The organism is Brevundimonas sp. GW821-FHT02A10, assembly GCF_059422025.1.
In genome coordinates this window covers 1309287-1320966 of sequence record NZ_JBWKWC010000001.1, presented here as the reverse complement: position 1 = coordinate 1320966, position 11680 = coordinate 1309287, and the positions used below count along the sequence as shown (strand labels likewise).

Here is an 11680-nt window from a genome sequence, read left to right as displayed (position 1 = left end):
CCAAACGCCCGTCCATCATGACCGGCGCGGCCATCCCGACCCTGGCCTGGCCGCCGGACGAGGACCGGGTCGAGGAGATCTTCGAGCGCTTGGCCCGGGTCATGCCCGAGCCGAAGACCGAGCTGAATTTCTCCAACCCCTATACGCTGGTGGTCGCCGTCGCCCTGTCGGCCCAGGCGACCGACGTCTCGGTCAACAAGGCCACCGACAGGTTGTTCGCGATCGCCGATACGCCTGAGAAGATGCTGGCGCTCGGGGAAGAGGGACTGGTCCCCTATATCGCGTCGATCGGCCTCTATCGCGGCAAGGCGAAGAACGTCGTCGCCCTGAGCCGGATCGTGATGGAAGAGCATGGCGGCGAGGTCCCCCTGACCCGCGAGGCGCTGCAGGCCCTGCCCGGCGTCGGGCGAAAGACGGCCAGTGTCGTCCTGAACGAACTGGGCATTGAGGCCGCCATCGCCGTTGACACCCATGTCTTCCGCGTCTCGCACCGCCTCGGCCTCGCCAATGCGCCGACGCCTGACAAGGTCGAGGCCCAGCTGTTCCGCGTCGTGCCCGAGGCCTTCCTGCCCAAGGCTCACCACTGGCTGATCCTGCATGGCCGCTACACCTGCACGGCGCGCAAGCCCAACTGCCTCGGCTGCATCATCTCGGACCTGTGTCCGTCCCGGGCCGGTCTGGTGGCCATGGGTGAGGCGCGTCAGGCCTGAAGCCGCGCCCGAACCGCCTCGGCAAAGCCGGCGCCCGCTCTCGGGTCGTTCTTCAAGTAGAAGTCGGGCTCGATCAGTTCGGCCTCCATGAGCACCCAGCGGCCCTCCTTGTCGCGGGTCATGTCGATCCGGGCGTAGAGCAGGGGCTCCTCGATGGCGGCCAGCACCTGCCGCGCCAGAGCCATGGCCTCGGCCGAGGGCTCGACCGGGACATAGGTCCCGCCGAACTGGACCTGAATGCGGAAGTCGCCGGGGACGGGGGTCTTGTTGACCGCATGGCTGAACTTTCCGCCGAAGAAGAGCAGCGAGGTTTCGCCCTCGCTGGCGATGGCCGGCAGATAGGGCTGAATCATCGCGGCGCCGTCGGGGGCGTCAGCCAGGGCCTCGCCGCGCCTGAGCCGCAGGGTCTTCCACGCCCCGCCCGAGACGGTCGGCTTGATCACCAGTTCCTCGGCGCCGAAGGCGTCGAAGGCCGCCGCGACAGCGGCCTCGGTGACCCGGTCGGTGAAACGCGTCGGCGGGATGGGCACGCCCTTCGCCTCCAGCCGCGCCAGATAGGATTTGTCGGAATTCCACCCCAGCACCGAGGCTGGATTGGCCAGAGGCACGCCCGCCTCGGTCCAGGTCTTCACCGCCCGCATGAAACGGTCGTGGTCGCGGTGATAGCCCCAGAGCAGCACGGGCAGGACCAGCGGGAACCGCGTCAGGGCGCCGGCCTCCTCGATATGATCGACCCAGCTCTCGGGCACGGCGACGATGTCGGCCCCGGCCAGGGCGCCTTCCAGACGCGCCAGCACCTGGGGCCACTGGCCGCGATAGGAGGAATCGGCGGGATCAGGGGTCAGGATGGCGATGGTGGTCATGGCGCGGGTATAGCGGAGCCGACATGCTCGGGAAACGCATAAGCATGTCCTTATATGTTTCGCATGACACCCTTCGCCGGGTCGGCTAAGGGGCGAATATGACCCAAGCCCAATATGATGTCTGCGCCGTCGGAAACGCCATTGTCGACGTGCTGAGCCCCTGCGACGACGCCTTCCTGGTCGCCCAGTCCCTGACGCCTGGCTCGATGCAGCTGGTCGACGAGGACCAGAGCGCCGCCCTTTACGACGCCATGGCGGCGGGCGTGGAGGCCTCGGGCGGTTCGGCGGGCAACACCGTCGCCGGCGTCGGCTCCTTCGGCGGCAAGGCGGCCTATATCGGCAAGGTCGCGCCCGATACGCTGGGCGGCGTCTTCACCCACGACATCCGCGCCTCGGGCGTGCATTTCGACACCGCCGCGCTGGAAAACGGCGCCGGCACCGGCCGCTGCCTGATCAACGTCACGCCCGACGGTCAGCGCACCATGTGCACCTTCCTGGGCGCCGCCAACCAGCTTGAGGTCGCCGATATCGACGCGGCCCTGATCGCCGACAGCGCCATCGTCTATCTGGAAGGCTATCTGTTCGACCCGGCCCCGGCCCGCGCCGCCTTCGAGGCCGCCGCCGCCGCCGCGCACAAGGCGGGCCGCAAGGTCGCCATCACCCTGTCCGACACCTTCGTCGTCGCCCGTTGGCGCGCCGAGCTGCTGGCCTTCATCGAAGCCTCGGCCGACATCGTCCTGGCCAATGAAGGAGAACTGGGCGCCCTGTTCGAAACCGAAGACTTCGACGCCGCCGCCACGAAGCTGGCCGCCATGGTCGAGGTCGCCGCCGTCACGCGCGGCGCCGACGGTTCGGTGATCATCAAGGGCGATGAACGCGTCGCCGTCGCCGCCTTCCCGGTCGACAAGGTGGTCGACACCACAGGCGCCGGCGACCAGTACGCCGCCGGCTTCCTGCTGGGTCTGGCGCGCGGCCTGTCGCTGGCCGACGCCGGCAAACTGGGTTCGCTGGCCGCCTCGGAAGTCATCGCCCACTGGGGCCCGCGCCCGATGGTCAAGCTGGACGCCCTGGCGACCGAGAAGAGCCTGACGCTTTCCTAGGCGCAGGCGCTCCGGCAGAGGGTTAGCCGTCGGTCAGCTTTGCGGGGGCAGCCGCGAGGCGCCGGCGGTGATCTTGCAGAAATTTTCGGTCTGGGGTTGGCCCGTCTGTGCGCCCGTGGAGGCCAGGATGCCGCCGCGGGCCTGACACTCGGCCGCCAGCTTCTCCGTACGTTCGGCATAGCTCCCCTCCGTAGGATGGGTGGTGGCGCAGGCCGACAGGGCGGTTGCAGCGGCGAGACCGATCAGCAGGGGGGCGATGAGGGAATGACGCATGGATCCAGCTCCGTGAGACAGGGTGTCAACGTCCCAGCCTGTGCCCCGTTGCTGTCCAGATCAAGGGGGTCAGGTCGTGTCCGCTGGCGAACACAGGCCGGATGCGGCTCGCATAACGCGGCGCTTGCGCCTATCTGTTGTCCATGACCTTCAGACCGACGACGATCGAACGTGCGTATGAACTGGCCCGGAGCGGCGCCTGCCGCACCGTTGGAGACATCAAGGCGAAGCTGCAGGCCGAGGGCCACGAGCGGGTCCAGGACCGGCTGTACGGCGGCTCCCTGACCTCAGCCCTGCGCAAGCTGTGCGTCGAGCACTACGTCGCCCCGGAAGGCGACGACGCGCCCGCGTCAGCCGTCGCCGAGGATGAGGACGCGGCCTGAGCCGGACCCCCGCACAGAGCCAGAAAATTCAACGCCTTGTTTCGGCGCCCATTCGGGCGCATAAGCCTGCTCGTCGATCTCTCTGCGTAACGCCCCTCTCTTTGCGAACGCACCGAGTTTCCAGGCCTTTCCCATTCAGAACCGACAGGCCCCGCGCGCTGTTGCACGTGGCCAATCGCTAGCGGAGGTCCTGAAAATGGCTACCGGCACTGTCAAATGGTACAACTCCACCAAGGGTTACGGCTTCATCGAGCCTTCGGACGGCGGCAAGGACGTCTTCGTCCACGTCTCGGCTGTTGAAGGCGCTGGCCTGAACGGCCTGAACGAAGGTCAGACGATTTCCTACGAAGTCGAACGCGACCGTCGCACCGGCAAGGAATCGGCCGGTCAACTGAAGGCCGCCGAATAGTCTTATCGACTGTTCGACTGAATTCGCGGGGCCGGTGGGAAACCACCGGCCCCGTTTTCATATCCGGAAGGCGGCGCCCTTGCCGCCTCCCGCCGCCCCGCGTAATGGCCGAGCCATGTTCGGCCTCGCCAATCCCGAGCGCTTCATGCGCTTCACCGGCCCCCTGACCCCCTGGCTGTGGGGCGTGGCAACCGTTCTTCTGGCCGTCGGGGTCTGGCTGTCGTTCACTGCGCCCGGCGACTATCAGCAGGGCGACACGGTCCGCATCATGTTCGTCCATGTGCCGGCCGCATCACTGGGTACGATGGTCTATGCGGCCCTTGGCGTTTCCAGCTTCTTCGCCCTCGTCTTCCGCCACCCGCTGGCCGATGCCGCCGCCCGCGCGGCCGCCCTGCCCGGCGCGGCCTTCACCGCGCTCGCCCTGATCACCGGCTCTCTCTGGGGCCAGCCGATGTGGGGGACCTGGTGGGTCTGGGACGCGCGGCTGACGAGTGTGCTGGTCCTGTTCCTCTTCTACCTCGGATACATGGCCCTGCGTTCCGCCATCGACGATGAGCAGAAGGCCGCGCGCGCCGCCGCCGTCCTCGGGCTGGTCGGGCTGATCAACCTGCCGATCGTGAAATTCTCCGTGGACTGGTGGAATACCCTGCACCAGCCGGCGTCCCTGCTGCGCGACGGAGGATCCAGTCTGGCGCCGGTCTTTCTGTGGCCCCTGCTGACCATGATGGCGGCCTATGCGGCCCTGTTCCTGGCGGTCTGGCTGACGTCGATCCGTACAGAGATCGTACGACGTCGTGTCATGTCCCTGCGCGCCCGCGCCGCTTTGGAGGCCTGAGAATGCTCGACCTCGACATGACCCCCTACGCCGCCTTCGTCTGGCCCGCCTGGGGGATCAGCGCACTCGTGCTGGCCGCCCTCGTCGCCCGCGCCGTGATCGCCTCGCGACGCTGGAAGCGGGAGCTGAAAAAGCTCGAGAACGAGCAGACCCGCGCTCAAGTCGCGCAAAGCGCGGTAGCGCCAGAATGACGCGCTGGCTGGCGGTGATCCCGCTCGTCGTTCTCGCTGCCCTGGCCGTGCTGTTCGTCGGCTGGTCGCTGAGGCACGACCCGACCTACAAGCCCGACGCCGCCGTCGGCCAGATGGCGCCGGAGACCATTCTTCCGCTCCTCAACGGTTCGGTCGCGGGACCGTCCAATGTCGACCTGAGAACCGTCGCGATGGGCCGCCCGGTCATCGTCAACATGTTCGCCAGCTGGTGCGCGCCCTGCCGGGTCGAACATCCGAAACTGATGGCGCTCAAGGCCCGGGGCGTGCGCGTCATCGGCGTCGCCTACAAGGACGAGCCCGAGGCCACGGCCAAGATGCTGGAGGATCTCGGCAACCCGTTCGACATGGTGCTGGTCGACCATGAGGGCCGGGCCGGGCTGGATCTCGGCATCTCCGGCGTGCCCGAGAGCTTCGCGGTCGACCGCACCGGAAAGATCGTCGCCAAATCGTCCGGACCGCTGGTCACCGACGCCGACGTCGAACGGCTGGTTGCGGCGCTCAACTAGGCGCTCTCCACAGAGAGGTTAACCGCGTTAACCTTTTTTCGAGAGATTTCGTTAACCTTGTCGGCATGAGCGCGATTCGTCCCGACCTGCCCGCTGTCCAGCCCCAGACTTCCGGGTCTTCCTCGCTGCGTCAGGCTCAGGCCGCCTTCTTCCGCGCGGCGCTCGGCGAGGTTCAGGCGACGCAGGTCCAGACCACGCCGGTGCGCACCACCGCGGTCCAGCCCCAGACCACCGAGCCGGCGTCATCCGCAGGCGGACGGTCGCTGCGCCCCGGCAGCCTCCTCGATATCAAGGTCTAGAAGAAGATCACTCGGCCGGTTCGAGAACCGGCTTGGCCTTCTTGATCTTGGGCGTCTTCTTTACCCCGCCCTCGGCCGCCTTGCGGGCCAGCTTCTCGGCGCGCTTGGCTTCCTTGGCCGCCTTCTTGAGCGCTTTGGCCTCGGCCTTGGCCAGATCGGGGGCCTCGTCGGCCGCATTGGCCAGATCGGCCAGCAGCTCCAGGAAACCGTCGCGCTTGCCCTTGGGCAGCAGGGCCATGATCCGCTTGTCGGCGGCCTCGACCCGGGGGCGGGCGCTTTCCAGCAACGCCAGACCGGCCTCGGACAGACGCACTGCCTTGGCGCGGGCGTCGACGGTCGAGCGTTCGCGTTCCAGCAGGCCCTTGGTGGTCATGCGCGAGACCAGATCGGCGAGGGTCGAGCGGTCGATGCCGGTGGCCCGGACGAGATCCGTCTGGGTCAGGCCCGATTTCGCCGCCACGGCCTCCATGACCGCGAACTGGCGCTGGGTCGGGCCGTCAGCGCCGGCCTCCTCGGAATAGATGTCGAGCGCCAGCTGCAGCACGCGGTGCATCAGGTGGCTGGGCGACTCTGCGAGCGTCCCCAGACGTTTGGACGACTTGCCGGACTTCACCATGGTCGTACTCCCCAGGAAGCTGGTCAGAGGCGTTATGCCGCCTCTACCGTGGACGGAGGGTTATCAGCGTGGCTTTACGGTTTGACGACATTCCGGCGTTGGCGCCTCGCGCCGGCGCTATGCTCGGCTCGCGGAGCCTCGCGACTTGAGCGCCAATCGGACGGTCATTTGCTGTCAAAGCCCGGTATCCGGCGAGGTTGGGCCGGGTTCTTCGTCCTTGATCATATGCTTCATGATGTAGGGAATCTGGAACAGGCCGAAGACGCAGGCGAGGATCCACAGGCCGACGCGGAACTGGACCCAGACGGCGTCCGGCTGGGTGCGCCAGACGAACTCATTGGCGATGGCGATGGCCGCGAAATACAGGCCGTAGCGCAGGGTCAGGACCCGCCAGGCCTGATCCGTGACGTGGATGGCCTCGCCCAGCAGATATTTGAACGGCGACTTGTTCAGCGGAAGCGAGCCCAGCAGGACGATCGCCAGCATGGCGTTCTGCACCGTCAGCTTGATCTTGATGATGCTCTCGTCGTGGAAAAAGATCGTCAGACCACCGAAGACCAGGGCGAAGGCGCCGGTGATCAGGGGCAGGGGGGCGAAACGCTTCTCGACCCAGTATCCGACCGCGAGCGCCACGGCCGAGGCGATGCACAGCACCCAGGTCGCCTTGATCATGTCGCGGGTGATGAAATAGGCGGCGGCGAAACACAGCAGGGCGCCGAAGTCGACGGCCTGACGGATCCACTGCGGACGTTTGGCTTCAGGCACGGTCTGGTCGGTCATTCTCAGTCCTCGAGCCCGACCAGCGAGCGGGAAAAGGCGCGGGCGTCGAAGGGCTGCAGATCCTCGATCCCCTCGCCGACGCCGATCAGTTTCAGCGGCGCGTCGGAGGCCTGGGCCACCGGCACCAGAACCCCGCCGCGCGCCGTGCCGTCCAGCTTGGTCATGACGATGCCCGAGACATAAGCGGCCCGGCCGAAAATCTGTTCCTGGGCCAGGGCGTTGCGGCCGACGGTCGCGTCCAGCACCAGCAGGGTCTCATGCGGGGCGTCCGGATCGATCTTCTTCAGCACCCGAACGATCTTGAGCAGTTCGTCCATCAGGGCGGACTTGTTCTGCAGCCGGCCGGCGGTGTCGATCAGGACGACGTCGTAGTTCTCGGCCCGCGCCTTGGTGTAGGCGTCGAAGGCCAGACCGGCCGGATCGGCGCCGTCGCGGCGGCTTTCGAAATCGGCGCCCGAACGCTCGGCCCAGACCTTGAGCTGTTCGCGGGCCGCGGCGCGGAAGGTGTCGCCGGCAACGATCATGACCTTGGCGCCCTTGCCGGTCAGGTCGGCGGCGATCTTGCCGAGCGTCGTGGTCTTGCCCGATCCGTTCACGCCCACGAACAGGACGACGTACGGCTTGATGCCCTCCGACAGCGGATCGAACACGGCCTGACGCGGCAGCAGTTCAGCGGCGACGGCCTCGGCCAGGGCCTCCTTGACCTCGCGCTCGTCCGACACCTTGCCGAAGCGCAGATCGCGGAAGCGGGCGACGATCCGGTCGGTCGCGGCCGGGCCCAGATCGCTCTCCAGCAGATGTTCCTCCAGCCGGTCCAGCGCCGCCTGATCGAGGGGCTCCTTGACCAGGCCGCCGACGACCGTCTCGGTGATCTGTTTGGACGAGCGGGCCAGACCGTCGGACAGACGCTGGAACCAGCCCTTTTTCGGCGTATCGTTCATGGATACGGCTTTAGCGGTCCCGCCTTCTCAGGTCACGGACTAACATAGCCGCAGTTGGCGGAGCCGGGACTTTGGCTCTATATGAGCATAAGATCCCGAAGGACTACGCCTTGGCCGAACCCCACGCCTTCCATTCCAGCCGCACCCACGGCTTCGTCCGCGTCGCCGCCGCGACCCCGGTCGTGCACATCGCCGACCCGAAATCCAACGCCGAAGAGCATATCGCCCTGATCCGTCAGGCGGCCGAACAGGGCGTCGATCTGATCGTCTTCCCCGAGCTCAGCCTCAGCGCCTACGCCATCGACGACCTGCATCTGCAGGCGGCGTTGCTGGACGAGGTGGAGCGGCAGATCCACGACGTCGCCAATGTCACCGCCGAGACGGGCGTGATCTCGGTCATCGGCGCGCCGCTGCGCAGCGGGGACCGGCTCTACAACTGCGCCATCGTGCTGGGCGAGGGGCGGGTTCTGGGCGTCGTGCCCAAGACCTATCTGCCGAATTACCGGGAATATTACGAAAAGCGCTGGTTCAGCCCGGCCGACGATCATCTGCCCGACCTCGGCGGCGAGTGGGGCGCATTCGGCACGCGACTGATCTTCGCGGCCGAGAACCGGCCCGGCTTCGTCTTCGGCGTCGAGATCTGCGAAGACTACTGGGCGCCCGTGCCGCCCTCGACGCGGCAGGCGCTGGCGGGAGCCCGCATCCTGCTCAACCTGTCGGCGTCCAATGTCGTCATCGGCAAGTCCGACGACCGGGCCATGCTGTCGGCCAGTCAGTCGGCGCGGGGCATGGCGGCCTATGTCTTCACCGCCTCGGGCTGGGGCGAAAGCACCACCGACCTGGCCTGGGACGGTCAGGCGACGGTCCATGAGCTCGGCGCGAAACTGGCCGAGGGGCCCCGGTTCGCGATGGAGTCCCATCTGACCGTCGCCGATGTCGACGTGGACCGGGTCGGTCTGGAGCGGTTGCGCACCGGCACCTTCGCCGACTGCGCCCGGCGCGAGCTGGACGAGGATCACGCCTTCGACATGGTCCTGTTCGAGGCGCGCGAGGAAGAAGCCGCCAACGGTTCCCTGCTGCGGCCGCTCGACCGCTTCCCGTTCGTGCCGGACGACCCTGCAAGGCTGGATCAGGACTGTTTCGAGGCCTTCAACATCCAGGTTCAGGGGCTGATGCGGCGCCTGAAATCGACCGGGTCGAAGAAGATCGTCATCGGCGTCTCGGGCGGACTGGATTCGACCCAGGCCCTGCTGGTCGCCTGCCGCGCCTTCGACCGGCTGGGCATGCCGCGGACGGATATCCTTGCGTACACGATGCCCGGCTTCGCGACCTCGGACGGGACGAAGTCCAACGCCTGGACCCTGATGCGATCGCTGGGCGTCACGGGCGCCGAGCTCGACATCCGCCCGGCCGCCGAACAGATGCTCAAGGACATCGGGCATCCGTTCGCGGACGGTCAGCCGGTTCACGACATCACCTTCGAGAACGTTCAGGCGGGCCTCAGAACGGATTACCTGTTCCGGCTGGCCAACCAGAACTCCGGCTTTGTGCTCGGCACCGGCGATCTGTCGGAGCTGGCGCTGGGCTGGGCGACCTATGGCGTCGGCGACCATATGAGCCATTACAACGTCAACGGCGGGGTGGCGAAGACCTTGATCCGGCACCTGATCCGCTGGGTCGCCGATCGCGAACACGCCGGACCGGCGGCGGACGTCCTGCACGCCATTCTGGCCACCGAGATCTCGCCCGAGCTGGTGCCCGCGGGCGCCGACGGCAAGATCCAGTCGACCGAGGCGACGGTCGGGCCGTATGCGCTGAACGACTTCTTCCTGTTCTACATCACCCGCTTCGGGCTGAAGCCGTCGAAGGTGGCTTATCTGGCGCATCAGGCCTGGGGCGATGCGACCAAGGGCGACTGGCCGGCGCATCATCCGGAGGCGGATCGGGTCGAATACGACCTGGCGACGATCAAGGCCTGGCTGCGGAAATTCCTGATCCGCTTCTTCGCCACCAGCCAGTTCAAACGCTCGGCCCTGCCGAACGGACCCAAGGTCGTGACCGGCGGTTCGCTCAGCCCGCGCGGCGACTGGCGGGCGCCGTCGGACGGCAATGCGCGGGTCTGGCTGGACGAGCTGGACGCCAACGTTCCCGACTAGACGACCAGCGAGACCATCGACCCCGACAGGCCTGCATCTCCCAGCGCCGCGTCGACGGCGTCCAGCGCCTTGTCGGCGTCGGCGACCTCGGGCGTGTTCGGGTCGCCCGCCGCCTTCGCGTCGGCTTCGGCCTTGGCCTTCATCGCCTTGAGCTCGGCCAGAAGCTGTTTGACCGTGGTGGCGAATTCGGAGTCCTCACGCGCGCTTCCGGACTTGCGGGCCTGTTCGGCCGAACTCGCCGCCTGGGCCGCCATGGCGGCGCGGTAGGGGTCCTTGGGCGTGGCTCCGGAGGCCGCGTCGGGATTGGTGTCGGTATCGACCGGGGCCCCGGCGCCGTCGGAAGCGCCTTCGGAGGCCGTGACGGTCGGGGCGGCTTCGGACGCGGTCGCCTCCCCGCCCGCCGTAGGGGCCGCGGTTGGGGTCAGGCCGGTGTCGGACCCGGTCCCGCCATAGGACTTCACGATCGATCCCAGCTCGCGGGCCAGCTGGGCGATGATCTTGCCGGCCGCCTCGGGGTTGGCGGGCATCGACATCTTCAGCATCTGGATGCGGGCCTTGAGTTCCTCGGCCTTCTTCTTGGCGATGGCCTTGCGCTCTTCCGAGGCCTTGTCCTGCCGCACGGTCATGGACTCGACGGCGGCCTTCGCCGCGCGGATCTTCTGCTCGTCGCGGCTCGAGATCGACGGCAGGGACGATGCGGTCGCGGCGACGGTCGAGGAGACGATCGGGTTCATGGCCGCACAGCGTTGGGCGATTTGCCCAACCCGGCAAGCGTGTGCTGCGCGTGACGCCGCCGCCGGGTTGCGCTACCTCGGCGACATGACCGACGCCCCGACGAAAGACTCCAACGGCAACCTGCTCGCCGAAGGCGACAGCGTGACCCTGATCAAGGACCTCAAGGTCAAGGGTTCGGGCGGGGTGACGCTGAAGCGCGGCACGATGGTGAAGAACATTCGCCTGACCGACGACCCGGCCGAGATCGAGGCCAATGTCGAGAAGGTGCGCGGCCTGGTGCTGCGCACGGAGTTTGTAAGGAAGGCCTGACCGCGTCCTTCTCCCCTTGCGGGAGAAGGTGGCCGAGTGAAACGAGGTCGGATGAGGGGTCGTGCCGACGTCTGACGTCCTTCGCCCTCATCTTTGATGCCTGCGTGACCCCTCATCCGTCAGCCTCCGGCTGCCACCTTCTCCCGCAAGGGGAGAAGGACTCACACGTTCTCACCCTCACGCGATCTCTCGCTGAAGCTATCGGGGAAGCGGCGGAGCACGGGCGATCTCGCCCGGGTACCGGTGACGACAACCCTCGCGGATCGCCGCCTCTAATGTGGAGTTTCGGCGTGGTCGCCCGGGCTCCGCTCGACCGTCTCTCGCAAGCGCCGCGGGGGAGGGAAGCTCTTCAGCCGGGAGCAGCGGGGGTCCCATTTGCCCGCCGCCTCAGGTTCACCCGGTTCGTCCCCGTTCCGCCGGCTCAGCCCACGACAGGCGAAGAGGGCCAGGAACCCTCTCCGGACCCGGAGCTCTCCATGCCCCGGCAACCCCGCGATCGACCCCGCCGCACGTCCGGCTCCCGGGCCCGGGACGCCTTCCCCTCGCGACGGGA

At 67.4% G+C, this 11680-nt stretch carries 16 protein-coding genes; 10 read left to right on the top strand and 6 right to left on the bottom strand.

The annotated features are described in order from the left end of the window. Positions 1 to 17 precede the first annotated feature (17 nt). Complete coding sequence (gene nth, locus AC07U0_RS06170; RefSeq protein ID WP_494719193.1) at positions 18 to 710, top strand: endonuclease III; 693 nt, start codon at positions 18 to 20, stop codon at positions 708 to 710. Here nth and AC07U0_RS06165 read toward each other — a convergent pair. Beyond that, entirely contained in the window at positions 701 to 1573 is an 873-nt protein-coding gene (locus tag AC07U0_RS06165) for an ATP-grasp domain-containing protein (protein WP_494719133.1), read from the bottom strand. The genes nth and AC07U0_RS06165 overlap by 10 nt on opposite strands. A gap of 98 nt (positions 1574 to 1671) precedes the next feature. On the opposite strand from AC07U0_RS06165, the gene AC07U0_RS06160 reads away from it, so the two are divergent. Beyond that, positions 1672 to 2673 carry an adenosine kinase gene (locus AC07U0_RS06160; protein WP_494719132.1) on the top strand — a complete coding sequence of 334 codons (1002 nt, stop codon included), beginning with the start codon at positions 1672 to 1674 and terminating at the stop codon, positions 2671 to 2673. A gap of 33 nt (positions 2674 to 2706) precedes the next feature. On the opposite strand, the gene AC07U0_RS06155 is transcribed toward AC07U0_RS06160, so the two are convergent. Next, positions 2707 to 2946, bottom strand: a complete 240-nt coding sequence (locus AC07U0_RS06155; RefSeq protein ID WP_494719131.1) for a hypothetical protein — start codon at positions 2944 to 2946, stop codon at positions 2707 to 2709. Between the two features lie 143 nt (positions 2947 to 3089). Between AC07U0_RS06155 and AC07U0_RS06150 the strand changes: the two genes are divergently transcribed. From AC07U0_RS06150 to AC07U0_RS06125, 6 genes are all read left to right on the top strand, one after another. Next, positions 3090 to 3329, top strand: coding sequence for a hypothetical protein (locus AC07U0_RS06150; RefSeq protein ID WP_494719130.1), 240 nt, complete (start codon positions 3090 to 3092; stop codon positions 3327 to 3329). 196 nt (positions 3330 to 3525) lie between these two features. Continuing rightward, positions 3526 to 3738 (top strand): cold-shock protein, encoded by a 213-nt coding sequence (locus tag AC07U0_RS06145; RefSeq protein ID WP_494719129.1) that lies wholly within the window; start codon positions 3526 to 3528, stop codon positions 3736 to 3738. Positions 3739 to 3853: 115 nt separating this feature from the next. Next, positions 3854 to 4573 (top strand): heme ABC transporter permease, encoded by a 720-nt coding sequence (locus tag AC07U0_RS06140; RefSeq protein WP_494719128.1) that lies wholly within the window; start codon positions 3854 to 3856, stop codon positions 4571 to 4573. A gap of 2 nt (positions 4574 to 4575) precedes the next feature. Continuing rightward, the gene (ccmD, locus tag AC07U0_RS06135; RefSeq protein ID WP_494719127.1) at positions 4576 to 4764 is read left to right on the top strand and encodes a heme exporter protein CcmD; all 189 of its coding nucleotides are present in this window, start codon (positions 4576 to 4578) and stop codon (positions 4762 to 4764) included. After that, on the top strand, positions 4761 to 5291 hold the full coding sequence (locus AC07U0_RS06130) for a DsbE family thiol:disulfide interchange protein (protein ID WP_494719126.1): 531 nt from the start codon (positions 4761 to 4763) through the stop codon (positions 5289 to 5291). Before ccmD ends, AC07U0_RS06130 begins: the two co-directional genes overlap by 4 nt. 65 nt (positions 5292 to 5356) lie before the next feature. Continuing rightward, a complete protein-coding gene (locus tag AC07U0_RS06125; protein ID WP_494719125.1) occupies positions 5357 to 5590 on the top strand; it encodes a hypothetical protein in 234 nt (77 codons plus the stop codon). Between the two features lie 7 nt (positions 5591 to 5597). Here AC07U0_RS06125 and AC07U0_RS06120 read toward each other — a convergent pair whose 3' ends face one another. From AC07U0_RS06120 to ftsY, 3 genes are all read right to left on the bottom strand, one after another. After that, positions 5598 to 6206 (bottom strand): MarR family winged helix-turn-helix transcriptional regulator, encoded by a 609-nt coding sequence (locus AC07U0_RS06120; protein ID WP_494719124.1) that lies wholly within the window; start codon positions 6204 to 6206, stop codon positions 5598 to 5600. Positions 6207 to 6380: 174 nt separating this feature from the next. Next, a complete protein-coding gene (locus tag AC07U0_RS06115) occupies positions 6381 to 6986 on the bottom strand; it encodes an inner membrane-spanning protein YciB (protein WP_494719123.1) in 606 nt (201 codons plus the stop codon). Between the two features lie 2 nt (positions 6987 to 6988). Continuing rightward, on the bottom strand, positions 6989 to 7927 hold the full coding sequence (ftsY, locus tag AC07U0_RS06110) for a signal recognition particle-docking protein FtsY (RefSeq protein WP_494719122.1): 939 nt from the start codon (positions 7925 to 7927) through the stop codon (positions 6989 to 6991). A gap of 110 nt (positions 7928 to 8037) precedes the next feature. Here ftsY and AC07U0_RS06105 point away from each other — a divergent pair, with 110 nt between their 5' ends. After that, positions 8038 to 10083 (top strand): NAD(+) synthase, encoded by a 2046-nt coding sequence (locus tag AC07U0_RS06105; RefSeq protein ID WP_494719121.1) that lies wholly within the window; start codon positions 8038 to 8040, stop codon positions 10081 to 10083. Here the strand turns inward: AC07U0_RS06105 and AC07U0_RS06100 are convergent. Further along, positions 10080 to 10817: a hypothetical protein gene (locus tag AC07U0_RS06100; protein ID WP_494719120.1), complete on the bottom strand. Its 738-nt coding sequence runs from the start codon at positions 10815 to 10817 to the stop codon at positions 10080 to 10082. The genes AC07U0_RS06105 and AC07U0_RS06100 overlap by 4 nt on opposite strands. An 85-nt stretch (positions 10818 to 10902) precedes the next feature. Here AC07U0_RS06100 and AC07U0_RS06095 point away from each other — a divergent pair, with 85 nt between their 5' ends. Beyond that, the gene (locus tag AC07U0_RS06095; protein ID WP_494719119.1) at positions 10903 to 11127 is read left to right on the top strand and encodes an alkylphosphonate utilization protein; all 225 of its coding nucleotides are present in this window, start codon (positions 10903 to 10905) and stop codon (positions 11125 to 11127) included. Positions 11128 to 11680: the final 553 nt, after the last annotated feature.